Origin of the sequence: Bacillus sp. FSL L8-0152 (assembly GCF_038006365.1) — a bacterium.
GTDB classification, from domain to species: domain Bacteria; phylum Bacillota; class Bacilli; order Bacillales; family Bacillaceae_G; genus Bacillus_A; species Bacillus_A cereus.
Genome location: NZ_JBBOVB010000001.1, coordinates 4,717,317 through 4,742,284, shown reverse-complemented (window position 1 = coordinate 4,742,284; position 24,968 = coordinate 4,717,317). Strand labels below are relative to the sequence as shown.

The following is a 24,968-nucleotide window of genomic DNA, read 5'->3' as shown; positions in this document are numbered from 1 at the left end:
TTTTATTATTTTACAAATTGTAATTCTTTCGGGAATTTCGTTAAAATTTCTGATCCGTCTTTTGTAATGTAAATATCATCTTCAATACGAACGCCACCTACGTTTGGTACGTAAATACCAGGTTCGATTGTGAAGACCATACCTTCTTTTAATGGAGACTCGTTACCAGCTTTTACATCTGGATATTCGTGTACGCTAATTCCAAGTCCATGACCAAGTCGGTGCGGGAAGAAGTCTCCGTAACCTGCATCTGCGATAACAGAACGAGCAGCGTTATCGATTGCGCCAAGTGTAACACCTGGTTTACATGCTTCAACTGCTTGTAGTTGTCCAGCAAGTACAGTGTTGTAAATGCGAGTTTGCTCTTCAGAAATCTCACCGAATGCTACTGTACGTGTAATATCAGAGCAATAACCTTCAATGATTACACCTAAATCAAATAGTACGAAATCACCGCGCTTCATTTTGTTTGCGCCAGGAATACCGTGTGGAAGAGCAGAGTTTGCACCCGCTAATACCATCGTATCAAATGACATCTTATGTATGCCTTTTGTTTTTAATTCGTGTTCAATAATTGCTAATACTTCTAGCTCGCTACGGTTTTCTTTAATTGCATTTACACCAACTTCAACAGCGTAGTCCGCCATTTTAGCTGCTTCGCGTAAAATAGAAAGTTCTTTTTCATCTTTAATTAAACGAAGTTCGCGAACTTTCTCCTCAGCTGATTTGAAAGCTGCATTTGGGAATAATTTCGTTAATTCTTCGTAGCGCTCTACGTTTAAATGTTCTTTTTCAATTGCAACTGCATTTGCATTGATGCCGCGGTCTTTAATTGCTTTTGCAATCATATCCCATGGTCTGTCAGTATCAGTAAATCCGATAATTTCATGTGCCCAGCCAGCTTTACGTGCTTGACCTTCTTCCATTTTAGGACAAATTAAAATAGGTTCTTTTTCTTGGAATACAAACATACCAAGTAATCTTTCATGCGGTTCACAGTGGAAGTTCGTCATGTAGAAGACGTTCGGTGTAGAAGTTAAGAACGCAGCTTCTACGTTTTTTTCTTTTAGCCATTGCATTAAATTTTCTAATCTAGCATTCATCGATTGGCACCCCCGAGATATTTAATTACAAATATAACTTTAACTCGGAAGAAAGCGTTATGACAAGTAAATAGATGTTAGAAAAGACAGGGAATTGAAAAATCATGTAGAATAAAAAGTGAGAATGTGAATAGGGGAGGAATGTAATAATGAAAGTATCTTATCATGGGCATTCAGTTGTGAAAATTGAGGCGAATGGAAAAGTTATTTTAATTGACCCGTTTTTAACAGGTAATCCGAAAACAGATTTAAAAGCTGAAGATGTAAAAGTAGATGCAATCCTTTTATCGCATGGACACGGTGATCATGTTGGAGATACAGTAGAACTTGCGAAGAAAAATAATGCAGTTGTTGTAGCGCCATTTGAACTAGCAACATTTTTAAGTTGGCAAGGTGTAAATACACATCCGATGCATATTGGTGGTTCACATGAATTTGACTTCGGAAAAGTGAAGTTTACACAAGCATTCCACGGCTCTAGTTATATTGATGAAGCAAATAAGACGATTACATATACAGGTATGCCAGCAGGTATTTTATTTACAGCAGAAGAGAAAACAGTGTACCACGCAGGAGATACTGCACTATTCTCTGATATGAAGTTAATTGGGGAATTAAATAAAGTTGATCTAGCATTTTTACCAATTGGTGATAATTTCACAATGGGACCAGAAGATGCTGTACTAGCGGCAAAATGGATTAATGCGAAAACTGTTGTACCGATGCATTACAATACGTTCCCAGTTATTGAACAAGATCCATATCAATTTGTAGAAAAGCTACAAAATTGTACAGGGAAAGTATTAGAAGCTGGAGAAAGTATTACACTATAGAAAAGAAACCCTTCATTTGAAAAGAAAAGTGAAGGGTTTTTTACGTGTGTAGGACAGCTTTTAATGCTTGTATTTGTTTTGGTGATTCTTTTCTTTTGGTACGTGGTTGTTCAGGTGTTTCATTCAATTCCATTGCAACTTTTTTCCCATCTACGAAAGCTAAAAATACAGCACCTACAACCTCTAAAAATTTTTTCATCATGTGTACGCTCCTTTGTTTTATTTCTTGTCTTCATTGTATAGGGAATCAAGTGGGCGAACTATCGAATGAGATGACAATAGCATTACATTGTTGTAATAGAATGACTGGTGGAATGTAAGAGTCATTTTGTTATAAAAAAAATAGTACAGGTATGCAAAGAGAGAGTGTAACAGTTTTGAAAATATAGTATACTGAAAGTACAACACATGAAGAATTTAGGGAAAAGAAAGTATGGTGAAACCATTTGGCTACCAAGCATAACCAAATTTTAGAACATATTAATAGCCTGCCAGTAGGCCATAAAATTTCTGTAAGACAAATTGCGAAAGATTTGAGTGTAAGTGAAGGGACAGCTTACCGTGCAATTAAAGATGCAGAAAATAAAGGGTATGTTAGTACAATTGAACGTGTCGGAACAATTCGAATTGAACAAAAGAAGAAAGAAAATATCGAAAAACTGACATATGCAGAAGTCGTTAACATTGTCGACGGTCAAGTACTTGGGGGCAGAGAAGGACTACATAAAACATTAAATAAATTCGTAATCGGAGCTATGAAATTAGAAGCGATGATGCGCTATACAGAAGCTGGGAATTTACTCATTATTGGTAACCGTACGAATGCACATCAATTAGCGCTAGAAACTGGAGCTGCTGTATTAATTACGGGTGGATTTGATACGGAAGATCATGTGAAGAAATTAGCAGACGAATTAAAGCTGCCGATTATTTCAAGTAGCTACGATACATTTACGGTCGCAACGTTAATTAACCGTGCAATTTATGATCAACTGATTAAGAAAGAAATTGTACTTGTTGAGGATATTTTAACACCAATTGAAGAAACGTTATATTTAAAGCCACATGATACAGTACAGCAATGGCATGCATATAATGAAGAGACAATGCACGGAAGATATCCAATTGTCGATGAAAATAAAAAAGTGCTAGGAATCGTAACTTCAAAAGACATGATCGGTGTAGCGAAAGAAACACCAATTGATAAAGTAATGACAAAACACCCAATTACAGTGAATGGTAAAATGTCTGTCGCAGCTGCGGCACGTATGATGGTGTGGGAAGGAATTGAATTACTTCCTGTCGTTGAGGAAGGAAATAAACTGCAAGGTATCATTAGCCGTCAAGATGTACTTCAGGCACTGCAAATGATTCAACGTCAGCCACAAGTTGGAGAAACAATTGATGATATTGTAACGAATCAATTTATGACGCCAAAAGAAGCGAAAAATGAGCATCTATATCAATTTTCAGTGACGCCGCAAATGACGAACTCAATCGGAACGTTATCGTACGGTGTATTTGCAACAATTGTGACAGAAGCGACAAATCGCGTTATTCGTGCGCAAAAGAAAAGCGATTTAATTGTTGAAAACTTAACAATTTATTTCGTAAAGCCGGTTCAAATTGATAATGTTGTATCCGTTCATCCGAAAGTATTAGAAATTGGGCGTAAATTTGGTAAGGTTGATGTAGAGGTGCATCATGAAGGTAATGTCGTTGGAAAAGCATTACTTATGGTTCAGTTAATTGATAAATAAAAAGATGGAACAAATCGTTTTGATTTGTTCCATTTTTTTTGTTGTTTTAAATTTGAAAGGCATGATTTTAGATGAGAGTTTTAGTGAAATATGTATGGGGTGGAGTGGAAAAGTAACGCAAGAAAAGACAGAATAGTAATTCAATTTGGTTGTATATTGTGTTATGATTATATTGTAAGAAAATGGATTTGTGGAAGGTGGTATACATTATGTCGTCAGCCGTACTCTTTTTTGGTAGTATCGCACTATTTTACTTTCTTGTAATGATACCGATCCAATATTTATATTTACAAGGTTTACATGAAAAAAAGGAAAAGACAGGATTATCTCAGCGAGAGCTATATGAAAAAATGTCTTTTGGAGAAGAACAATTACATTTTCACGTACAAGGTAACCCATTTAATATACCATCTGCGTTTGTCGCATATATGATTTTAAAAGTTAGAGGACGTAAAAAAGCATCACAATTTTGATGCTTTTTTACGTTGTTTCATAGACTTCTGCTTCTTTAACTGCTAATGGTAAGAAATGTTTGTATTGGCGAAATCCATTAAATACACTTGCACTACCAAATAGAACGAATAAGATACCAACGATAATACGAGCGGTTGAAAGTTCTAAAAAGAATTGGTTTATCCCGAAGAATAAGACGAATGAACCGAGTGCCATTGCGGATTTTCCAGAGAGCCAACCTTTCTCCATTGGGCGGTTTGTACGAAAGTATTTTGTTTTGTAGAAGAGATACAACATAAATGAGACGATAATACAGAAGACTAATACTGGCATAATGAACACTCCCATCGTTTTATGAAAAAAATAGTGGAGAAAAAAGAAATATCTAAACTTTCTAACTTTTATTATAAAGCAATTGTTCGCATGTATGAAATACTTTCCGTTATAATGAGAGATAAAGTGAAGAAGTTGATTAAAAAGGAGATTATACATATGCATGAGCAAATTTTAGGAGCAATTAAAGAGTTTGATACAATTATTATTCATCGCCACGTGCGTCCGGATCCAGATGCATTAGGTTCACAGGGTGGCCTTGGTACAATTCTAAAAGAATCGTTTCCAGAGAAAAATATTTATACGGTTGGGTACAATGAACCGTCGTTAGCATACTTACGAGTAATGGATGATATTGAAGATAGTATATACGAAAATGCGCTTGTTATTGTTTGTGATACTGCGAATCAAGAACGTGTTGACGATCAACGCTATACAAAAGGGAAGATGTTAATTAAAATTGATCATCATCCAAATGAAGATCCATATGGAGATATTACGTGGGTAGATACGACAGCGAGTTCGACAAGTGAAATGATTTATGAGTTTTATAACTATGGAAAAGATAAAGGATTAAAAATAACAAAAGAAGCAGCCCGCCTTATTTTAGCAGGAATTGTTGGAGATACAGGTCGTTTCTTATTCCCAAATACGACAGCAAAAACACTTCGTTACGTAAGTGAGCTTGTTGACATGGGTGTGAAATTCACAGATTTATACAATGAAATGTATAAGACAAAAGAAAAAATTGCTCGTTTAAACGGTTATATTTTACAAAACTTTACGATGGTAGAAGAAGGAGCAGCTTACATTAAATTAACGAAAGAAGTATTAGAAGAATTTGATGTACTTCCTTCTGAAGCATCTGGTGTTGTTGGAGCGCTTGGCAATATTGATGGATTAAAGGCGTGGGTTCTATTTTTAGAGGAAGACGACGTAATTCGTGTTCGTCTTCGTTCAAAAGGACCAGTTATAAACAAATTGGCAATGCAATATAACGGCGGAGGACATCCGATGGCTTCTGGTGCCAAGGCATCTTCTTGGGAAGAAGCGGATCGTCTTTTTGCTGATTTACGTGAGATTTGTAAATAAGGGACTATATGTTAGAACGAAAAGAAGGAGCGGCGCTAAAGCCCTCCTTCTTTATTTTTCCTTTTCTATAGTAATGCTAATTTCAAGCACTGTATCAAAAGATATTGTATCGACTTTAAAACGGTATAGTCGATCGTAATGTTTGTACGTTTTGTTTTCGATTACCTTTTTGAGTAGGTCTTTATTTTTTGCGATACTTTGAATGTTTTTCGTTAAAAGATGCTGGAGATCATTATGGATAGATGTAGTCATATTTTCGAGTGTAAGATTGTCTAAATCGTATTTTTCTCGATTGATAAGTTTTATTTTAATCTCTTGAATGGTTAAGAGCCGTTTATTTTCAGTGTTCAATTTTTCTTGATCTTCGAGAAGGACGTGGAGCTTTGCTTCTTGTTTTTCTATAATTTCTCTTTGTTCTGCTATTTTACTAGCTTGTTCTTCTTGAAAAACACCGTATATGTACAAAAAAATAAACCAGCTCAACACGCCTCCGACGGCAGCACCAGCTAATACTAAGTACCATCTTTTTGCTGTATTGGCACTTGGTACTCTCATACATGTTCCTGCGTTAGCCATTTAATAATAATGAGACCTGTTTGCATACCACCAGTTGCGAAAAAAATAAGGAGAATTTGTTTTACGATATCTTTCATATCTCCGCCAAAGAAACTTCTTTCAAAGCTATAAAAGGTATCGAATGTTCCACCAATTGCTGCAACGAGTGCCCAAATTCTTAAATTTTGGGCGAATTGATTAATGTAAGTTAGAGCTGGTTTTCCGATAAGAAACGCACCAAATCCACCAATTAATGAACCGCCAAGTATAACCCCAAAGGCAATAAAATAACTAATAATAAGCAGAGAGAAAAAAGTATGTTCTCTTACATCCATCGTCATTCCCCTTTCTTCTTCATATATATGGACAAAGTATAAGAAGTATGTTTTGATTTCCGCTTTCCTCATCACCTATAATAAAAGTAGTCAAATAGGTAAAGAGAGGGTACAACAGTGAAGTTTGTGCATTTACAATGTCAAACCGTTTTTAGTTTATTAAAAAGTGCTTGTAAAATTGATGAGCTTGTAGTCAGGGCGAAAGAACTTGGTTTTTCATCGCTGGCTATTACGGATGAAAATGTTATGTATGGCGTTATTCCGTTTTATAAAGCATGTAAGAAACATGGTATACAGCCTGTTATTGGATTAACCGCTTCTATTTTTAGTGAAGAAGAAGAAAGGTCTTATCCACTTGTATTACTTGCTGAGAATGAAATAGGCTACCAAAATTTATTAAAGATTTCTAGCAGTATTATGACAAAATCCAAAGAAGGTATTCCTAAGAAGTGGCTTGCGCATTATGCGAAAGGATTAATTGCTATTTCACCAGGTAAAGATGGCGAAATTGAGCAATTATTACTAGAAGACAATGAGAGTCAGGCTGAAGAAGTAGCTCGCACATATCAAAATATGTTCGGCCATTTTTATATGAGTTTGCAGCATCATGCGATTCAAGATGAGTTGCTTTTACAAGAGAAAATACCTGAATTTATTAGTAGGGTTAATATTCCAGTCGTTGCAACAAACGATGTGCGCTATATCAATCAAAGTGACGCACTTGTTCACGAATGTTTACTATCTGTTGAAAGTGGAACGAAAATGACTGATCCAGATAGGCCGAGGCTGAAAACAGATCAATATTATTTAAAGTCATCGGATGAAATGGAAGCACTATTTTCCCATGCGCCGGAAGCAATCCAAAATACAATGAAAATTGCAGAGCGTTGCCAAGTAGAAATACCGTTCCATGTAAATCAACTTCCGAAGTTTCCTGTTTCGTCTAATGAAACGAGTGATATATACTTGCGTCGTGTTTGTGAAGAAGGTTTACGGAAACGATATGGTGCGCCGAAAGAAGTGCATATAAAGCGTTTAAATCATGAATTAAATGTTATTTCTCGTATGGGATTTAGTGATTATTTCCTCATCGTATGGGATTTTATGAAGTATGCACATGAAAATCATATTTTAACAGGACCAGGTCGTGGATCGGCAGCTGGTTCACTCGTCTCATACGTATTAGAAATTACAGATATTGATCCGATTGAATACGATCTATTATTTGAAAGGTTTTTAAATCCTGAACGTGTGACGCTTCCCGATATTGATATTGATTTTCCAGACGTAAGACGTGATGAGATGATTCGCTATGTGAAAGATAAATACGGTCAGCTCCGTGTTGCGCAAATTGTAACGTTTGGTACGCTTGCAGCAAAAGCGGCAATTAGAGACATTGCCCGCGTAATGGGGCTTCCGCCGCGAGATATTGATATATTTTCAAAACTTATCCCATCAAAGCTTGGTATAACGTTAAAAGATGCATATGAAGAATCACAATCACTTCGTGAGTTTATACAAGGGAATCTTCTGCATGAGCGTGTGTTTGAAATCGCAAAACGTGTAGAAGGTTTACCACGTCATACGTCTATTCATGCGGCTGGCGTTATTATGAGTCAAGAACCGCTAACAGGCAGTGTAGCAATTCAAGAAGGACATAACGATGTTTATGTTACGCAATATCCAGCCGATGCGCTAGAAGAACTTGGGTTGCTTAAGATGGACTTTTTAGGATTACGTAATTTAACGTTACTTGAAAATATTATAAAATTTATCGCGAACAAAACAGGAAAAGAAATCGATATAAGAAACTTACCTCTTCAAGATGAAAAGACGTTCCAATTATTAGGGAGAGGGGATACAACAGGTGTATTCCAGCTTGAGTCAGGTGGTATGCGAAATGTACTTCGCGGGTTAAAACCGAATGAGTTTGAAGATATCGTAGCTGTTAACTCATTATACAGACCGGGACCGATGGAACAGATACCGACCTTTATTGAATCGAAACATGGAAAAAGAAAAATTGAATATTTACATCCGGATTTAAAGCCAATTTTAGAAAGAACATACGGCGTCATTGTATACCAAGAACAAATTATGCAAATTGCATCGAAGTTAGCAGGGTTTTCGCTTGGTGAAGCAGATTTACTGCGCCGTGCAGTGAGTAAAAAGAATCGTGATATTTTAGATCAGGAACGTAAGCATTTTGTCCAAGGTTGTTTGCAAAATGGTTACGATGAGACGTCTGCTGAGAAAATTTATGATTTAATTGTAAGATTTGCGAATTACGGTTTTAACCGAAGTCACGCTGTAGCTTACAGTATGATCGGATATCAGCTTGCCTACTTAAAAGCGAACTATACGCTGGAATTTATGACGGCACTATTATCAAGTGCAATTGGAAATGAAGATAAAATTGTACAGTATATACGAGAAACGAAGCGAAAGGGTTTTCATGTTTTGCCGCCGTCTCTTCAAAAAAGTGGTTACAACTTCCAAATAGAGGGGAATGCGATACGTTACAGTTTACTTTCGATTCGAAATATTGGAATGGCTACAGTGACGGCATTATTAGAAGAACGAGAGAAAAAAATGTTCGAAGATTTATTTGAATTTTGTCTCCGTATGCCGTCAAAGTTTGTAACAGAGCGCAATTTAGAAGCTTTCGTCTGGTCGGGATGTTTTGATGATTTTGGTGTTTCGAGAACGAATTTATGGAAAAGTCTTAAAGGGGCGTTGGAGTACGCAAATCTCGCGCGTGATTTAGGGGATGCTGTTCCAAAATCAAAATACGTACAAGGAGAAGAGCTATCTTTTATTGAACAACTAAATAAAGAGAAAGAAGCACTTGGCTTTTATTTATCAAGTTATCCGACTGCGCAGTATGTAAAGTTATCAAAAGAATTAGAAATTCCATCTCTCGCTCAGGCGATGCGACACAAGAAAAAAGTACAAAGAGCTATTGTGTATATAACAAGTGTGAGAGTGATTCGTACGAAAAAGTTTCAAAAGATGGCATTTATTACATTCTGTGATCAAAATGATGAAATGGAAGCGGTCCTCTTCCCGGAAACGTATATACATTTCTCGGATAAGCTACAAGAAGGAGCAATTGTTTTAGTTGACGGCATGATTGAGCTAAGAAATCATAAGCTGCAATGGATTGTAAATGGACTATATCCGCTAGAGGAAATGGATGTTTATGAAGAAAAGAAAGATGCATCTGTTTACGTGAAATTGCCGTCTCAGTATGAGAAAAAGCTTTTAAATCAGGTTACGAAAATATTGTTCGACTATTCAGGTTTTGCGAAAGTACTAATTTATTATGAAAAGGAACATAAAATGGTACAATTATCTCGAAGTTTATCGATTCATCCAAGTGAAGAATGTTTAGGAGCACTTCGTAAAATTGTCGGGGAAGAAAATGTAGTTGTGAAAATATAATGGACAATTTCCCTACACTTCGATTATTATAGTAGTAGTGTTCGTGGTCAGACCACTTGGAGAAATTGATATCAGCAAGAATAATTTGAGGAGAGTGGATAGTTTGTCAACACTTCGTGAAGAAGCACTTCACATGCATAAAGTGCATCAAGGAAAATTAGAAACTGTATCAAAAGTAAAAGTAGAAAATGCAAAAGATTTAAGTCTTGCATATTCTCCAGGGGTTGCAGAACCTTGTAAAGAAATTTATGACGATAAAAGTAAGGTATATGAATATACGATGAAGGGAAATATGGTAGCAGTTGTGACAGATGGAACAGCTGTACTTGGTCTTGGTAACATTGGACCTGAAGCATCTCTTCCAGTAATGGAAGGTAAAGCTGTATTATTCAAGAGCTTTGCTGGTGTAGATGCATTCCCGATTGCCTTAAATACAAACGATGTAGATAAAATTGTTGAAACTGTAAAATTAATGGAGCCAACTTTTGGCGGCGTTAACTTAGAAGATATCGCAGCACCAAACTGCTTCATTATTGAAGAGCGTTTGAAAAAAGAAACAAATATTCCTATCTTCCATGATGATCAACACGGAACAGCTATCGTAACAGTAGCAGGTCTTGTAAATGCACTGAAATTAGTTGGAAAGAAAATGTCTGACATTAAAGTTGTCGCAAATGGCGCAGGTGCAGCAGGTATTGCAATTATTAAACTTTTATATCGCTATGGTGTACGCGACATTATTATGTGTGACCGTAAAGGGGCAATCTATGATGGTCGTCCTACAGGTATGAATCCGGTGAAGGATGAAGTTGCAAAATATACAAATAAGAATCGTATAGAAGGTTCTTTAGCTGATGTTGTACAAGGTGCGGACGTATTCATTGGTGTATCTGCAGAAGGTGCATTAACAGAAGAGATGGTTCGTACAATGAATGACAATGCGATTATTTTTGCAATGGCAAATCCAGTTCCAGAAATTATGCCAGAATTGGCAAAAGCAGCGGGCGCAGCTGTTGTTGGAACAGGTCGTTCTGACTTCCCGAACCAAGTAAATAATGTACTGGCGTTCCCTGGTATTTTCCGCGGTGCACTTGACGTACATGCGACACAAATTAACGAAGAAATGAAGATGGCAGCTGTACAGGCTATTGCTGAGCTTGTAGCAGAAGACGAGTTAAATGCAGACTATATTATTCCGGCACCATTTGACGCGCGTGTAGCGCCTCAAGTAGCGGCTTACGTTGCAAAAGCAGCAATGGAGACAGGAGTAGCTCGCCGTCAAGTAGATCCAAATGAGATCGCTGAAAAAACAAAACAATTAGCGCTGATTGGTAAAGAATAAGCGAGGAATTTCCATTGACATCATCAAATACAAAAGTATATCTCGAAATTGTAAAAAAAATTCGTTCCATTATGGAAGAGGATGGATTGGTAGCGGGGGATCGTTTGCCGTCTGAGCGCGAGTTAAGTTCACGTTTAAACGTAGGACGTTCCTCTGTAAGAGAAGCATTGCGTGCTTTAGAACTGGTAGGATTGATTGAAACGAGACGTGGTGAAGGGACGTTTATTCGAAACTTTTATGATAACGGTCTTGTACAATTAATTGCTCCGTTCTTACTGCAAGATGAGAAAACAATTCGTGATTTATTACAAACAAAACGATTGCTTGAGAAAGATATGATTCGAATTGTATGTAATTTACCGAAAGAAACGTTTTCTAAAGTACTAAGTAGATTACACCAAGTACTTGAAGAAAATGAAAGCTCAATCCCAACGCTTCATCAAACGTTCTTTAAAACACTTATTGAACAAGTCGATAATTATTTACTATATCGCATTTGGATGATCGTAAATGATTACGTAGCAACTCTTTCTTGTAAAGTTTCAAGAGATTCTATCGATATGTATAGAAAGCTTTATGCTACTTTGGAAGAAAAACAAGAAAATGATGCACTAAAAATTTACGATGAATTAGTAGAGAATATACAGTTTCACTCGTAATGTATAAAATTTGTCGAAATGACCATGACACGTTATGACAAACATTCTACCGCGTAGCGGTTAAAGTTAAACGTAAAGAGTGAGGTTATTAGACAGATTGAGAAGATAAGGCTAACATCAAACTTTGGTGTTAGCCCCATTTTCTTCTTACGCTAACCTTAGCTCTCAACGAAGGGGGTCAAATTGTGCTAAGAGATTTATTCGTGAAAAAGAAAAAGTACGCTGCAATACCTTCAGAACAAGTACGAAAAGATGTGCCAGATGGCGTTATGACAAAATGTCCGGAATGTAAAAAAATCATGTATACGAAAGAACTTCTAAAAAATTTAAAAGTATGTGTGAATTGTGGATATCATCATCCTATGAATGCATGGGAACGTCTTGATAGTATATTGGACGAAGGGTCATTCCGTGAGTATGACAAAGAAATGGTTTCATTAAATCCACTCGAGTTTCCAGGTTATGAAGAGAAACTAGAGAGCGATCGTAAGAAGACTGAATTGAACGAAGCGGTTGTAACTGGTGAAGGAACAATTGATGACATGCTTGTTGTTGTTGCAGTAATGGATTCTCGTTTTCGAATGGGGAGCATGGGCTCTGTAGTAGGAGAAAAAATCGCCCGTGCGGTTGAAAAGGCGTACGACTTACAAGTTCCATTTATTATCTTTACTGCTTCGGGTGGTGCCCGTATGCAAGAAGGGATATTAAGTTTAATGCAAATGGCAAAAACAAGCGTAGCTTTGAAAAAGCATAGTAATGCAGGAGGGTTATTTATTTCTGTTATGACTCACCCAACGACGGGCGGGGTTTCAGCGAGTTTCGCTTCACTTGGTGATTATAATCTTGCAGAACCAGGTGCACTTATCGGATTTGCTGGTAGACGTGTAATTGAACAAACGGTGCGTGAGAAACTACCGGAAGATTTCCAAACGGCAGAATTCTTACTAGATCATGGTCAATTAGATGCGGTGGTGCATCGTGATGATATGAGAGAATCGCTTCGCAAGATTTTAGAAGTTCATCAAGGAGGGGAAATGGCTGTATGGCAGAGCTAGAATTTGAAAAACCAGTTGTTGAGCTAAGAAATAAGATTCGTGAACTGAAAGACTATACGAAAAACAGCCAGATGGACTTCAGTGAGGAGATTCGTATTTTGGAAGAAAAGCTAGAAAATTTAGAGGAAGATATATACGGCAATCTAAAAGTATGGGACCGTGTTCAAATTGCTCGTCATGCAGAACGACCGACAACGCTCGATTATATTGAGCACTTATTTACTGATTTTTTCGAATGTCATGGAGATCGTCTATTTGGCGATGATGCAGCGATTGTCGGCGGCATTGCGAAATATAAAGGGATGCCTGTAACTGTAATTGGGCATCAGCGCGGAAAAGATACGAAAGAAAATATTCGCCGTAACTTTGGAATGCCTCATCCAGAAGGATATCGAAAAGCACTGCGTCTCATGAAACAAGCGGAAAAGTTTAATCGTCCTATTATTTGTTTCATCGATACGAAGGGAGCTTATCCTGGTAAAGCAGCTGAAGAACGTGGACAAAGTGAAGCTATTGCCCGCAACCTATTTGAGATGGCAGGTTTAACGGTACCAGTTATTTGTATCGTTATCGGTGAAGGCGGTAGTGGTGGTGCGCTAGGTCTTGGAGTAGGAGATTACATTCATATGCTAGAAAATTCCACTTATTCTGTTATTACACCAGAGGGTGCAGCGGCAATTCTTTGGAAAGATGCAGGAAAAGCAAAGGAAGCTGCAGAAGCAATGAAAATTACAGCAGCAGATTTGAAAGAATTAGGTGTAATTGATGAAATTATTCCAGAGGCAAAAGGTGGAGCTCACCGTAATCTTTTAAAACAGTCAGAAAATATAGACTTAATGATTAGAAAAACTTTTGAACAATTAAACGGAATTTCGAAAGATGAATTAATCGAAAAACGTTATGAAAAATATATGAAAATTGGGCAAGTTTCGTTTTCAAACGCTTCCATTGGGATAAAATAAGAAAAGCGTGCGTTCCTCTTCGCGAATGCACGTTTTTATTATGAAAAGACACATCTTCTCCATTGTGTTTTTATATTTTTTCGTGTTATTTTATTATAAGGCAAATAATCTTTATGAGGTGAGTACAAATGAAACGTATTGGTGTATTAACAAGTGGTGGAGATTCACCTGGTATGAATGCTGCCATTCGTGCAGTTGTTCGTAAAGCGATTTTCCATGATATTGAAGTATATGGTATTTACCATGGATACGCTGGATTAATTTCTGGTCACATTGAAAAATTAGAACTTGGTTCTGTTGGCGATATTATCCACCGCGGTGGTACGAAATTATATACAGCAAGATGTCCTGAGTTTAAAGACCCAGAAGTACGACTAAAAGGTATCGAGCAATTAAAGAAACATGGTATCGAAGGACTTGTTGTTATTGGTGGAGATGGTTCTTACCAAGGCGCTAAAAAATTAACTGAACAAGGATTCCCATGTGTTGGTGTACCAGGTACAATCGACAATGATATCCCTGGAACAGACTTCACAATTGGTTTCGATACAGCTTTAAACACTGTTATTGATGCAATTGATAAAATCCGTGACACAGCTACATCTCATGAACGTACATATGTTATCGAAGTAATGGGACGTCACGCTGGTGATATTGCATTATGGGCTGGTTTAGCTGATGGTGCAGAAACAATCTTAATTCCAGAAGAAGAGTATGACATGGATGATGTTATCGCTCGTCTGAAGCGCGGTAGTGAACGTGGTAAAAAACACAGTATTATCGTTGTAGCTGAAGGTGTTGGAAGTGCAATTGACATCGGTAAGCACATTGAAGAAGCAACAAACTTTGATACTCGTGTAACTGTATTAGGTCACGTACAACGTGGCGGATCACCAAGTGCACAAGACCGTGTATTAGCAAGTCGTCTTGGCGCAAGAGCAGTTGAATTATTAATTGCTGGTAGAGGTGGACGTTGTGTAGGTATTCAAGATAACAAACTTGTTGATCATGATATTATCGAAGCGTTAGCTCAAAAGCATACAATCGATAAAGATATGTATCAATTATCTAAAGAATTATCCATCTAATCGGCGTAATGTCAGATATTTGGGAACGGTTTCATAATTTTCGGAGGTGCAATATGCGTAAAACTAAAATTGTATGTACTATAGGTCCTGCTAGTGAAAGTATTGAAAAATTAGAGCAATTAATCGAAGCAGGTATGAACGTTGCTCGTTTAAACTTCTCTCATGGTAGCCATGAAGAGCACGGAGCTCGTATTAAAAACATTCGTGAAGCTTCAAAGAAAACTGGTAAAACAGTTGGTATCTTACTTGATACAAAAGGTCCAGAAATCCGTACTCACGACTTCGTAGACGGACAAGCTGAGCTTGTAACAGGTGCAGAAGTAGTTCTTTCTACTGAGCAAGTATTAGGTACTGCAGAGAAGTTCTCTGTATCTTATGCTGGTCTTTATGACGATGTAGACCCAGGTTCTCGCATTCTAATCGATGACGGTCTTATCGAACTAGAAGTAATCGAAAAAGCTGATGGAAACATCCGTACAAAAGTTCTTAACAGCGGAACTGTAAAAAATAAAAAAGGTGTTAACGTACCAAACGTAAGCATTAAGCTTCCTGGTATCACTGAAAAAGACGTAAAAGATATCATCTTCGGTATCGAGCAAAAAGTTGATTTCATCGCAGCTTCATTCGTACGTAAAGCGTCTGACGTATTAGAAATCCGTGAATTATTAGAAGAGCATGGCGCTCAATACATCCAAATCGTACCGAAAATCGAAAACCAAGAAGGTATCGACAACATCGATTCAATCTTAGAAGTTTCTGACGGTTTAATGGTAGCTCGTGGTGATATGGGTGTAGAAATTCCACCAGAAGAAGTACCATTAGTACAAAAACGTCTAATCAAAAAATGTAACGTGTTAGGTAAACCAGTTATTACTGCGACACAAATGTTAGACTCTATGCAACGTAACCCACGTCCAACTCGTGCTGAAGCAAGTGACGTAGCTAACGCAATCTTCGATGGTACAGATGCAATCATGCTTTCAGGTGAAACAGCTGCTGGTCAATATCCGGTAGAAGCAGTAACAATGATGGCTAACATTGCAGTACGTGTTGAAAAATCATTACAATACGAAGATATGTTCAAAAAACGTATTAAAGAGTTCACTCCAACAATTACAGATGCAATTAGCCAATCTGTTGCGCATACAGCACTTGCTCTTGATGTAGCTGCAATCGTAGCTCCAACAGAAAGTGGACATACTGCGAAAATGATCTCTAAATACCGTCCAAAATCTCCAATCGTAGCTGTAACATCTGACGAGCAAGTAGGACGTCGTCTTGCACTTGTTTGGGGTGTACAAGCATTTATGGCTGAGAAGCGCGCAGCTTCAACTGACGAAATGTTAGATACAGCAATTCAAACAGGTATGGATGCAGGTCTAATCGGCCTTGGAGATACTGTAGTAATTACTGCTGGTGTTCCAGTTGCTGAAACTGGTACAACAAACTTAATGAAAATCCACGTTGTTGGTGAAGAAGTTGCTAAAGGACAAGGAATCGGTCGTAAAGCTGCAAAAGGTAAAGTAGTTGTAGCAAAAACAGCTGCTGAAGCTGTAGCGAACGTAAACGAAGGTGATATCCTTGTTACAACAAGCACTGATAAAGATATGATTCCTGCAATCGAAAAAGCTGCTGCTTTAGTTGTAGAAGAAGGTGGCTTAACAAGCCATGCTGCTGTTGTAGGCGTATCAATCGGTATTCCTGTTATCGTTGGTGTAAACGGCGTAACAGCAACTTTAAAAAATGGCCAAGAAGTAACAGTTGATGCAGCACGCGGAATTGTTTATAATGGACATGCGGAAGTGCTATAAGTAATACGGAGAGAAGGATCGGAGTCCTTCTCTTTTTTTTACACAAAAACGAGATAGAGTTAGCTTAAAACGCCTAGAATTGCTTTTAAAAGCTGTTTGTTATGGGTTTTAATATGAAAGGGTATTATATTTCATATGATGTATATAGGCGTTGTGAGGGCGTTAAAAGTGAGTTGTGAGAGAGGTGTAGAACTATGAAGTGGTTACTATTCTTGTTTATTTTAATACCGGCGATTGAGATTACGGTCTTAATCGGATCAAGTCATGTAATAGGTTTATGGTCTACGTTCGCTATGATTGTATTTACAGGTGTAGTAGGTGTGTATTTGGCGAAAAGACAAGGATTTAAAGTGCTTGGAGAGATTCAATCTAAGTTGAATAGAGGGGAAATGCCAGGTGAGGCAGTACTAGATGGTATTTTTGTATTTGTAGGAGGTATTCTCTTAGTGCTTCCTGGTTATGTGACAGATGTGCTAGGGTTTATCTGCGTGATCCCTATTACGAGAGCTTTATTGAAGCCGCTTGTTATGAAGTGGATGGAATGGAAGTTTAGAAAGAACTCTACTATTATCATTCAGAAGTAGCGCTTAGATTATAACGATCTAAGTGCTATTTTTTTGTCTTGTAAGAGGAGGGGAGCTTTCTGATTGAGGCTTTGCTTTACCGCACTATTTGTGGGGGGATGATGAGTGGGGATGAACAAAATGTCCGCTTATTATATTTGCTATATAATTTTCGTTTGAACTCTTGTTGTGCTTCGATTAAACGTGTGATTTTTTAGTGCTATTAATTTGGATGAATAAGATGGTGCGAAATGCAGCCAAATTAAAGTTTTGCTTTTGTATATAAAGGAGCGATTGGTGTAAAGAATTCATATAAAAGGTGGTGATTGTTAGTTGAAGCCTTATTTTATGCCATTTTGTATATTTATTCATTTACATAAAAAGTAATAAATGTAAGTAATAATTATAGATAAAATAGAATAAAAATGTATTTTTAGCTAGAATATGTGTTTTTTTTATGCAAAAAAACAAGAGGATTATCCTGTTTCTGGGTAATGCTCTTGTTGCGTGTGAGTAGTGTGAAAAATAGGTAAAAGGAATAATCAGTGGGAATTTCCCACTGATTATAGCGTGATTTTTTGTATGAATTAGAAACTGTTATTTTGAAGGTGAACCTTTAATATATTTCCACAAGTCATGGAAGACATTAGCTTTGTGTAATGTATTAAGTAGTACTAAGGTGACTGGACCGATGATTAATCCTAAAAAGCCAAAAAGTTTAAAGCCGACAAATAGAGCGACGAGTGTTGCTAATGGATCGAGACCGATGTTAGATGAAAGTACTTTCGGTTCCATAATTTGTCTTTGGACAATCACGACGATGTATAAAATGAGAAGACCAATGGCGAATGCGGTATCGCCAGTGAAAAATACGTATATAACCCATGGAACGAAGACTGCGCCTGTTCCTAAATATGGTAGTAAATCTACAACTCCTGTAATAATCGCAATAGTAATGGCGTATGGTACGCGTAATATTAAAAGTCCGATCAGTACAATAACGGTTGTCATAGATACGAGTGTAAGTTGTGCTTTCACAAAACCGAATAAAGCTTTTTTTAAGTCGACAAAAATAGTTTTTCCGTAGCCATGTACACGATTTGGTAGTAATTTTCTTGCTTTTTGAGCAAGACGGTGCCAATCGTAACTAATGAAGAAAGTGGCTAATAAAATGAATACAAGGACAGTTAAAGTTGTTGGCAGTGCACTAATGAAATTCGTTAACCCGCTTATAATGGCGGTTAAAAGTTCTTTCATTTGTGTTGTTGCCTCTGTTCCTAAGTTTTGAATGTTTTGTGTAATTGTATAGCGCTGTGGTTCTCCAAGATGATTAAATTTAGAGATTAAATCATCGTAGAGAGGCATAATATGATTAAGTGCAAATTGCTGGGCGAATGTAACGATATCTGGAAACTTTACTGTAACAATTTGTAGTAAGTATGTTGTGGCAGATATTGCTTCAGTCACAAGATATGTAACAAGTCCAACGATAGCTCCAAATACGAGAATTAAGCTAACGAGTACTGCTAGTGCGCGAGGAAATTGTAGTTTTTGATTAAGGAAATTGACGACAGGATTAATCAAATAAGCAAATGCAAAAGCGATAATAAAAGGATAGATAAGCCCTGACATGTATAGTAATACATAGAACCCAGCTACCGTTGCTACAATGACAAATATGAGTCGCAATATCATATATAGTAAGTTTCGGTTCAAAGATGTATACCTCCCATTCCAATTTGGATTATCCTAATTCGTTCAACTTATAACGAGTGTGCCCCACTGATTAAAGTTTCACTTTACCCCGCATTAACGGGCAGTAAATCTCCTACCCGAAGTGCGGCTGGATCAAAGGAGTTAGATGGAGATAAACTGCCCGTAAAAGCCCGATTGGTTCAACTAATAATCAGTGGAAAATGCCCCACTGATTAAAGTTTCACTTTATGTTATAGTGGAATGATGGATTTTTCTTGCTTTTTCAGTATGTGAGTGACTGTGAAAGCTTGGTGTTGATGCTTCTACTATATGGTAAAAACTTCATTTTCTCTTCTTTTTATTTTACCTGTTTCTAATTAGAAAAGAAAGAAGAGACGCCTGTTTTTTAAAATGTATACATGCTTAAATTTTTATGGTGAAAGTCTCAATTTATCATTTTAAAATACATAAAAAATGAAGTGATTCATGTTGAATAGGCATCGATATATCATGTATAACGATAGGTTTAAAGGTATTTTTGTTTGGAAATGAGTTCATTATTTTCAGAAAGGAAGTGCAAACATGATTAGTCAGTCAACGTTATTTTTATTCATACTACTTATTATAGGACTTATTGCGAAAAACCAATCGCTTACTGTGGCTATTGGTGTGTTATTTTTATTGAAGTTTACGTTTTTAGGAGATAAGGTCTTTCCTTATCTACAAACGAAAGGAATTAACCTAGGTGTAACGGTCATTACAATAGCGGTGCTCGTACCGATTGCGACGGGGGAAATAGGTTTTAAACAACTTGGAGAAGCGGCAAAATCTTATTATGCGTGGATTGCTTTAGCTTCAGGTGTAGCGGTCGCTTTGTTAGCGAAAGGCGGCGTACAATTGTTGACAACGGATCCTCACATTACAACTGCGCTTGTTTTTGGGACAATTATAGCGGTTGCGCTATTTAATGGGGTTGCTGTTGGTCCGTTAATTGGGGCTGGAATTGCCTATGCGGTTATGAGTATTATACAAATGTTTAAATAAGGAATTTTATAGTAATATAAAATTTTTGAATTCTTTCTGTTCACAAAAGTCAGATAATTGTTTATAATAGGATTAGAAACTTTGAAAAGTTACATAACAGCAGAGACTTTACACCAGATAAAATAAAAACAACATAAAACAATTTTATAATGATATTGTTTTATGTTGTTTTTATCATAAAACTCTTCGGAATGTATTTTCCTCACTAACTTGTTGTTTTGAGCGTGAGGATTCGGGGAGACATTCACGCTCATGCTTTCCATGTAAACAATGGACAATAAGAGGGGAACATCGCAACAAATTTGCATGATCGTGCATTTTGCTTGCCTAAAGAGTGAACGGGCGTTCATAATTCATAAGGGGAGCAAATAGATATAAGGAGCAAGGTTGGGAGAATTTTCAGGAAAAGGAGAGAATGTCATGACTGTTATTCGAGGTTTAGAAGGGGTAGTAGCAACAACATCATCTGTGAGCTCTATTATTGATGATACATTAACTTATGTTGGGTATAATATTGATGATTTAGCTGAGAATGCTACGTTTGAAGAAGTAGTGTACTTATTATGGCACCGCAAGCTTCCTAATGAAAAAGAACTAGCGGAATTTAATGAAATTGTATCTGAATACTATAAAGTTCCAGGTGAGATTTTAACATATTTGAAACAAGTAGATTTAAAAATTGCACATCCGATGTCTGTTTTACGAACTGCAGTTTCCATGCTATCATTATACGATGAGAGCGCTGAAATTATGGATGAAAAGTCCAATTATTTGAAAGCGGTTAAATTACAGGCTCAAGTGGGAACTTTAGTTGCTGCTTACGCGAGAATCCGTAAAGGTTTAGATATTGTTGAGCCAAGAAAAGATTTATCATTAGCTGCAAACTTCTTGTACATGTTAAATGATCGCGAGCCAAATGAAGTTGAAATTGAAGCTTTTGATAAGGCACTTGTACTTCATGCAGATCATGAGTTAAACGCTTCTACATTTACTGCACGTGTTTGCGTAGCTACACTGTCAGATGTATATTCTGGTATTACAGCAGCAATCGGTGCATTAAAAGGTCCTCTTCACGGTGGGGCAAATGAAAATGTAATGAAGATGTTAACTGAAATTGGCGAAGAAGAAAATGTAGAGTCATATATTCATAATGCTCTTCAAAATAAAGTGAAAATCATGGGCTTTGGCCACCGTGTGTATGAGCAAGGTGATCCACGTGCAAAACACTTACGTGAAATGTCTAAGAGATTATGCGTGCTTTTAGGAGAAGAGAAATGGTATAATATGTCTATCAAAATTGAAGACATTGTAACAAAAGAAAAAGGTCTTCCACCAAATGTCGATTTCTATTCAGCTTCTGTATACCATTGTTTAGGAATTGACCATGACTTATTTACACCTATTTTTGCAATTAGCCGTATGTCAGGCTGGTTAGCTCATATTCTAGAACAATATGAAAACAACCGTTTAATCCGTCCGCGTGCTGATTATAATGGACCAACGCATCAAGTGTATGTTCCAATCGCACAAAGATAAGTGAAAAACACTATTTCGATAGTGAAAATACGCTTTCAAAAGTCTGATTTTTTCGGAAAGATGTAATGATTAGAATATTTTAATTTGACTAACGGTTTGAACTGAGGGGTTATTCCCTCAGTTTCATACATATGAAATTTCAAACATGGGGGTTATCACATTGACGACAGGTGAAAAAATTACTGTAACTAATGGTGTTATGAATGTACCAAACAATCCGATTATTCCATTTATTGAAGGAGATGGAATTGGTCCTGATATTTGGGCAGCTGCATCTCGCGTAATAGAAGCAGCAGTTGAAAAAGCTTATGATGGTGAGAAGAAAATCGTTTGGAAAGAAGTGCTTGCAGGGGAAAAAGCATTCAACCAAACAGGCGAGTGGTTACCAGAAGAAACTTTAAATTTAATTCGCGAATATTTAATCGCAATTAAAGGTCCACTTACAACTCCAGTTGGCGGTGGTATTCGTTCTCTAAACGTAGCACTTCGTCAAGAATTAGATCTATATGTATGTCTACGTCCAGTTCGTTATTTTGAAGGTGTTCCTTCACCTGTAAAACGTCCGGAAGATACTGATATGGTTATTTTCCGTGAAAATACAGAAGACATTTATGCTGGAATTGAATATGCACAAGGATCTCCAGAAGCAGAAAAAGTTCTTACTTTCTTAAAAGAAGCAATGGGTGTTAATAAAATCCGCTTCCCAGAAACATCTGGTATTGGTATTAAACCAATCTCAGAAGAAGGGACAAAGCGTCTTGTTCGTGCTGCAATTCAATATGCAATTAATGAAAAACGCTCTTCTGTTACATTAGTTCATAAAGGAAACATTATGAAATTTACAGAAGGTGCTTTCAAAAACTGGGGTTACGAAGTAGCGGAACAAGAATTCGGCGACAAAGTATTTACTTGGGCTGAATATGATCGCATTGTTGAAAAAGATGGTAAAGATGCAGCAAATAAAGCGATGGCAGACGCTGAAGTGGCTGGAAAAATCATCGTAAAAGATTCTATTGCAGACATCTTCTTACAACAAATTTTAACTCGTCCACGTGAGTTCGATGTTGTTGCAACAATGAACTTAAATGGTGACTATATCTCTGATGCACTTGCTGCACAAGTAGGTGGAATTGGTATTGCACCTGGTGCAAACATTAACTATGTGACTGGACATGCTATCTTTGAAGCTACACACGGTACAGCTCCAAAATATGCAGGTTTAGATAAAGTAAACCCATCTTCAGTTCTTCTTTCAGGTGTATTATTATTAGAACACTTAGGATGGAATGAAGCAGCGAAATTAGTAACAGATTCAGTTGAGAAAACAATTGCATCAAAAGTAGTAACATATGACTTCGCTCGCCTAATGGAAGGCGCAACAGAAGTGAAGTGTTCTGAGTTTGCTAATGAGCTTATTAAAAACATGGATGTAGCGATAATCAAAAACGCATAATTAAAGCGGGGGGTAAATTATGACAATCAAACGCAAGAAAGTTTCAGTCATCGGTGCAGGATTTACAGGAGCAACAACGGCATTCTTATTAGCACAAAAAGAACTTGCAGATGTTGTATTAGTGGACATTCCACAACTGGAAAATCCAACAAAAGGGAAAGCGTTAGATATGTTAGAAGCGAGCCCAGTACAAGGTTTTGATGCTAACATTATTGGAACATCTGATTACGCAGATACTGCTGATTCTGACGTTGTCGTTATTACAGCAGGTATTGCACGTAAGCCTGGTATGAGCCGTGATGACTTAGTAGCAACGAACTCTAAAATTATGAAAAGTATTACGCGCGACATTGCAAAACATTCACCAAATGCAATTATTGTTGTGTTAACAAATCCAGTTGATGCAATGACATATTCTGTATTTAAAGAAGCAGGATTCCCGAAAGAGCGTGTAATTGGCCAATCGGGCGTATTAGATACAGCTCGTTTCCGTACATTCATCGCACAAGAATTAAATCTTTCTGTGAAAGACATTACAGGATTTGTTCTTGGTGGACACGGTGACGACATGGTACCTCTTGTGCGTTATTCTTATGCAGGCGGTATTCCGTTAGAAACGTTAATTCCGAAAGAGCGTTTAGAAGCAATCGTAGAACGTACACGTAAAGGTGGCGGTGAGATTGTAGGCTTATTAGGAAACGGTAGTGCATATTACGCACCAGCAGCTTCTTTAGTTGAAATGACAGAAGCAATCTTAAAAGATCAACGCCGTGTATTACCAGCTATTGCGTACCTTGAAGGTGAGTATGGTTATAGTGACCTTTACTTAGGGGTACCAGTAATTCTAGGTGGTAACGGAATTGAAAAAATTATTGAATTAGAACTTCTTGCAGATGAAAAAGAAGCGTTAGATCGCTCTGTAGAATCTGTACGTAACGTAATGAAAGTTCTTGTTTAATAATTGAATAGTAGTGAAAAAGATTCGGGATTCCGAATCTTTTTCTACTATTTACCGAATTGTTTTTTTGAAATAATATGAAAACGCTATCATTTGTAGTATCCTATAATGAAACTATAGATTTATACTATACATTGCCCTCATCATAGTAAATTTCGGATAAGGTATCGCTTTTAGTAGGATAATAAGGTGAAAAAATCGGAGGGGGTTGTAACATGTTAAAGAAAAAAGTTCAAATTGGTCGTAAAATGGATGAAATTACAGTAGGAGAGAAATTATCTATCACTGAAAAAATTGAGGATAAAGATTTGTTATTGTACTTAGGGTTAACGAATGATGCCAATCCATTATATATTCAGCATGATTACGCATCCCAAACTCCGTATGAAAAGCCGATTGTACCAAGCATTATGCTAACGGGAATGATTACAACGGCGGTTACGAAATATTTACCGGGTCCAGGAAGTCATATTACGAGAAAGGACCTTACGTTCGTGAAGCATGTTCACCATTATGAAACGTTACAAATCCACTTTGAAGTTGTGGCTGTTTCTGAGGAGGAACATACAATTGATATGCTTGTATCTGCTCATGATGAAAAAGGAGAAACTGTTGTAAAAGGTTCATTAACAGTCACGCCGCCTTTTAAATCTGTTTCCATTATGGAAAAAGCATTAGATAATTTTTAAAAGATGAAAATATGAATAGCGCTAGCATACCTTGAATAAGGATGCTAGCGCTATTTTTAGTTGAAAAATCCTTCTTTGAACCCTTCAGCAAATTCTGAGCACCCCGTTTTAATCGTATCCCAGCTCGGTACGTTAAAAGTAAGGAAACATGTTACTACTAAAGTTAAAATAGGTAGTAATAGTCGCATAATAGACCCCTTTTTAT

General features: G+C 37.0%; 24 protein-coding genes. 17 read left to right on the top strand and 7 right to left on the bottom strand.

Features of this window, described 5'->3' with window-relative positions:
* Positions 1 to 5: 5 nt before the first annotated feature.
* Positions 6 to 1,103 carry a Xaa-Pro dipeptidase gene (gene pepQ, locus MHH27_RS24000; RefSeq protein ID WP_340944359.1) on the bottom strand — a complete coding sequence of 366 codons (1,098 nt, stop codon included), beginning with the start codon at positions 1,101 to 1,103 and terminating at the stop codon, positions 6 to 8.
* A 149-nt stretch (positions 1,104 to 1,252) separates the two neighbouring features.
* On the opposite strand from pepQ, the gene MHH27_RS23995 reads away from it, so the two are divergent.
* Positions 1,253 to 1,936 carry a metal-dependent hydrolase gene (locus MHH27_RS23995; RefSeq protein WP_000868922.1) on the top strand — a complete coding sequence of 228 codons (684 nt, stop codon included), beginning with the start codon at positions 1,253 to 1,255 and terminating at the stop codon, positions 1,934 to 1,936.
* A 40-nt stretch (positions 1,937 to 1,976) separates the two neighbouring features.
* Here the strand turns inward: MHH27_RS23995 and MHH27_RS23990 are convergent, their stop codons facing one another.
* Entirely contained in the window at positions 1,977 to 2,138 is a 162-nt protein-coding gene (locus MHH27_RS23990) for a hypothetical protein (RefSeq protein WP_000976017.1), read from the bottom strand.
* A 244-nt stretch (positions 2,139 to 2,382) separates the two neighbouring features.
* Here MHH27_RS23990 and MHH27_RS23985 point away from each other — a divergent pair, with 244 nt between their 5' ends.
* Both MHH27_RS23985 and MHH27_RS23980 read left to right on the top strand, forming a co-directional pair.
* Positions 2,383 to 3,696, top strand: coding sequence for a CBS domain-containing protein (locus MHH27_RS23985; protein ID WP_000201579.1), 1,314 nt, complete (start codon positions 2,383 to 2,385; stop codon positions 3,694 to 3,696).
* Positions 3,697 to 3,905: 209 nt separating this feature from the next.
* Positions 3,906 to 4,169, top strand: a complete 264-nt coding sequence (locus MHH27_RS23980; RefSeq protein ID WP_000093046.1) for a DUF3949 domain-containing protein — start codon at positions 3,906 to 3,908, stop codon at positions 4,167 to 4,169.
* A 7-nt stretch (positions 4,170 to 4,176) separates the two neighbouring features.
* Here MHH27_RS23980 and MHH27_RS23975 read toward each other — a convergent pair whose 3' ends face one another.
* Positions 4,177 to 4,482 (bottom strand): YtpI family protein, encoded by a 306-nt coding sequence (locus tag MHH27_RS23975; protein WP_001144766.1) that lies wholly within the window; start codon positions 4,480 to 4,482, stop codon positions 4,177 to 4,179.
* Positions 4,483 to 4,641: 159 nt separating this feature from the next.
* Here MHH27_RS23975 and MHH27_RS23970 point away from each other — a divergent pair, with 159 nt between their 5' ends.
* Positions 4,642 to 5,574 carry a DHH family phosphoesterase gene (locus MHH27_RS23970; RefSeq protein ID WP_053563565.1) on the top strand — a complete coding sequence of 311 codons (933 nt, stop codon included), beginning with the start codon at positions 4,642 to 4,644 and terminating at the stop codon, positions 5,572 to 5,574.
* 51 nt (positions 5,575 to 5,625) lie between these two features.
* Here MHH27_RS23970 and ytrI read toward each other — a convergent pair whose 3' ends face one another.
* Positions 5,626 to 6,129, bottom strand: coding sequence for a sporulation membrane protein YtrI (gene ytrI, locus MHH27_RS23965; RefSeq protein WP_001265736.1), 504 nt, complete (start codon positions 6,127 to 6,129; stop codon positions 5,626 to 5,628).
* Positions 6,126 to 6,539, bottom strand: coding sequence for a YtrH family sporulation protein (locus tag MHH27_RS23960; protein WP_002005839.1), 414 nt, complete (start codon positions 6,537 to 6,539; stop codon positions 6,126 to 6,128). Before MHH27_RS23960 ends, ytrI begins: the two co-directional genes overlap by 4 nt.
* A 42-nt stretch (positions 6,540 to 6,581) precedes the next feature.
* Between MHH27_RS23960 and dnaE the strand changes: the two genes are divergently transcribed.
* The 8 genes from dnaE (at position 6,582) to MHH27_RS23920 (ending at position 17,409) form a co-directional block, all read left to right on the top strand.
* On the top strand, positions 6,582 to 9,908 hold the full coding sequence (dnaE, locus tag MHH27_RS23955; protein ID WP_097913339.1) for a DNA polymerase III subunit alpha: 3,327 nt from the start codon (positions 6,582 to 6,584) through the stop codon (positions 9,906 to 9,908).
* 133 nt (positions 9,909 to 10,041) lie between these two features.
* Complete coding sequence (locus MHH27_RS23950) at positions 10,042 to 11,250, top strand: NAD(P)-dependent malic enzyme (protein ID WP_161114790.1); 1,209 nt, start codon at positions 10,042 to 10,044, stop codon at positions 11,248 to 11,250.
* Between the two features lie 14 nt (positions 11,251 to 11,264).
* Positions 11,265 to 11,909 (top strand): FadR/GntR family transcriptional regulator, encoded by a 645-nt coding sequence (locus tag MHH27_RS23945; RefSeq protein ID WP_000204444.1) that lies wholly within the window; start codon positions 11,265 to 11,267, stop codon positions 11,907 to 11,909.
* A 185-nt stretch (positions 11,910 to 12,094) separates the two neighbouring features.
* Positions 12,095 to 12,964: an acetyl-CoA carboxylase, carboxyltransferase subunit beta gene (accD, locus tag MHH27_RS23940; RefSeq protein ID WP_000942856.1), complete on the top strand. Its 870-nt coding sequence runs from the start codon at positions 12,095 to 12,097 to the stop codon at positions 12,962 to 12,964.
* Complete coding sequence (gene accA, locus MHH27_RS23935) at positions 12,952 to 13,926, top strand: acetyl-CoA carboxylase carboxyl transferase subunit alpha (RefSeq protein WP_000818801.1); 975 nt, start codon at positions 12,952 to 12,954, stop codon at positions 13,924 to 13,926. Before accD ends, accA begins: the two co-directional genes overlap by 13 nt.
* A 128-nt stretch (positions 13,927 to 14,054) precedes the next feature.
* Positions 14,055 to 15,014, top strand: coding sequence for a 6-phosphofructokinase (gene pfkA, locus MHH27_RS23930; RefSeq protein ID WP_000821158.1), 960 nt, complete (start codon positions 14,055 to 14,057; stop codon positions 15,012 to 15,014).
* A 53-nt stretch (positions 15,015 to 15,067) separates the two neighbouring features.
* Positions 15,068 to 16,825, top strand: a complete 1,758-nt coding sequence (gene pyk, locus MHH27_RS23925) for a pyruvate kinase (RefSeq protein ID WP_001232667.1) — start codon at positions 15,068 to 15,070, stop codon at positions 16,823 to 16,825.
* Between the two features lie 194 nt (positions 16,826 to 17,019).
* Positions 17,020 to 17,409, top strand: coding sequence for an FxsA family protein (locus tag MHH27_RS23920; RefSeq protein ID WP_000871631.1), 390 nt, complete (start codon positions 17,020 to 17,022; stop codon positions 17,407 to 17,409).
* Positions 17,410 to 17,985: 576 nt separating this feature from the next.
* Here the strand turns inward: MHH27_RS23920 and ytvI are convergent.
* Positions 17,986 to 19,104 carry a sporulation integral membrane protein YtvI gene (ytvI, locus tag MHH27_RS23915; protein ID WP_100910437.1) on the bottom strand — a complete coding sequence of 373 codons (1,119 nt, stop codon included), beginning with the start codon at positions 19,102 to 19,104 and terminating at the stop codon, positions 17,986 to 17,988.
* A 561-nt stretch (positions 19,105 to 19,665) separates the two neighbouring features.
* Between ytvI and MHH27_RS23910 the strand changes: the two genes are divergently transcribed.
* The 5 genes from MHH27_RS23910 to MHH27_RS23890 all read left to right on the top strand — a co-directional run bounded on the left by MHH27_RS23910 (position 19,666) and on the right by MHH27_RS23890 (position 24,763).
* Entirely contained in the window at positions 19,666 to 20,127 is a 462-nt protein-coding gene (locus MHH27_RS23910; RefSeq protein WP_000625507.1) for a DUF441 domain-containing protein, read from the top strand.
* A gap of 387 nt (positions 20,128 to 20,514) precedes the next feature.
* Complete coding sequence (gene citZ / locus MHH27_RS23905; protein ID WP_327897854.1) at positions 20,515 to 21,663, top strand: citrate synthase; 1,149 nt, start codon at positions 20,515 to 20,517, stop codon at positions 21,661 to 21,663.
* Positions 21,664 to 21,823: 160 nt separating this feature from the next.
* Positions 21,824 to 23,116: an NADP-dependent isocitrate dehydrogenase gene (gene icd / locus MHH27_RS23900; protein ID WP_071731427.1), complete on the top strand. Its 1,293-nt coding sequence runs from the start codon at positions 21,824 to 21,826 to the stop codon at positions 23,114 to 23,116.
* Between the two features lie 19 nt (positions 23,117 to 23,135).
* Positions 23,136 to 24,074, top strand: coding sequence for a malate dehydrogenase (gene mdh / locus MHH27_RS23895; RefSeq protein WP_000153232.1), 939 nt, complete (start codon positions 23,136 to 23,138; stop codon positions 24,072 to 24,074).
* Between the two features lie 215 nt (positions 24,075 to 24,289).
* A complete protein-coding gene (locus MHH27_RS23890) occupies positions 24,290 to 24,763 on the top strand; it encodes a MaoC family dehydratase (RefSeq protein WP_000914180.1) in 474 nt (157 codons plus the stop codon).
* Positions 24,764 to 24,819: 56 nt separating this feature from the next.
* Here the strand turns inward: MHH27_RS23890 and MHH27_RS23885 are convergent, their stop codons facing one another.
* Positions 24,820 to 24,951: a hypothetical protein gene (locus tag MHH27_RS23885; protein ID WP_001238014.1), complete on the bottom strand. Its 132-nt coding sequence runs from the start codon at positions 24,949 to 24,951 to the stop codon at positions 24,820 to 24,822.
* Between the last annotated feature and the right edge of the window lie 17 nt (positions 24,952 to 24,968).

Bases quoted from the DNA above. Each gene is read 5' to 3' on its own strand.
- pepQ (WP_340944359.1), bottom strand. From the start codon at position 1,103: ATGAATGCTAGATTAGAAAATTTAATGCAATGGCTAAAAGAAAAAAAC.
- MHH27_RS23920 (WP_000871631.1), top strand. From the start codon at position 17,020: ATGAAGTGGTTACTATTCTTGTTTATTTTAATACCGGCGATTGAGATT.
- mdh (WP_000153232.1), top strand. From the start codon at position 23,136: ATGACAATCAAACGCAAGAAAGTTTCAGTCATCGGTGCAGGATTTACA.
- ytrI (WP_001265736.1), bottom strand. From the start codon at position 6,129: ATGAGAGTACCAAGTGCCAATACAGCAAAAAGATGGTACTTAGTATTA.
- MHH27_RS23990 (WP_000976017.1), bottom strand. From the start codon at position 2,138: ATGATGAAAAAATTTTTAGAGGTTGTAGGTGCTGTATTTTTAGCTTTC.
- MHH27_RS23970 (WP_053563565.1), top strand. From the start codon at position 4,642: ATGCATGAGCAAATTTTAGGAGCAATTAAAGAGTTTGATACAATTATT.
- MHH27_RS23890 (WP_000914180.1), top strand. From the start codon at position 24,290: ATGTTAAAGAAAAAAGTTCAAATTGGTCGTAAAATGGATGAAATTACA.
- MHH27_RS23950 (WP_161114790.1), top strand. From the start codon at position 10,042: ATGCATAAAGTGCATCAAGGAAAATTAGAAACTGTATCAAAAGTAAAA.
- accA (WP_000818801.1), top strand. From the start codon at position 12,952: ATGGCAGAGCTAGAATTTGAAAAACCAGTTGTTGAGCTAAGAAATAAG.
- pfkA (WP_000821158.1), top strand. From the start codon at position 14,055: ATGAAACGTATTGGTGTATTAACAAGTGGTGGAGATTCACCTGGTATG.
- pyk (WP_001232667.1), top strand. From the start codon at position 15,068: ATGCGTAAAACTAAAATTGTATGTACTATAGGTCCTGCTAGTGAAAGT.
- MHH27_RS23885 (WP_001238014.1), bottom strand. From the start codon at position 24,951: ATGCGACTATTACTACCTATTTTAACTTTAGTAGTAACATGTTTCCTT.
- MHH27_RS23975 (WP_001144766.1), bottom strand. From the start codon at position 4,482: ATGCCAGTATTAGTCTTCTGTATTATCGTCTCATTTATGTTGTATCTC.
- MHH27_RS23910 (WP_000625507.1), top strand. From the start codon at position 19,666: ATGATTAGTCAGTCAACGTTATTTTTATTCATACTACTTATTATAGGA.
- MHH27_RS23980 (WP_000093046.1), top strand. From the start codon at position 3,906: ATGTCGTCAGCCGTACTCTTTTTTGGTAGTATCGCACTATTTTACTTT.
- MHH27_RS23995 (WP_000868922.1), top strand. From the start codon at position 1,253: ATGAAAGTATCTTATCATGGGCATTCAGTTGTGAAAATTGAGGCGAAT.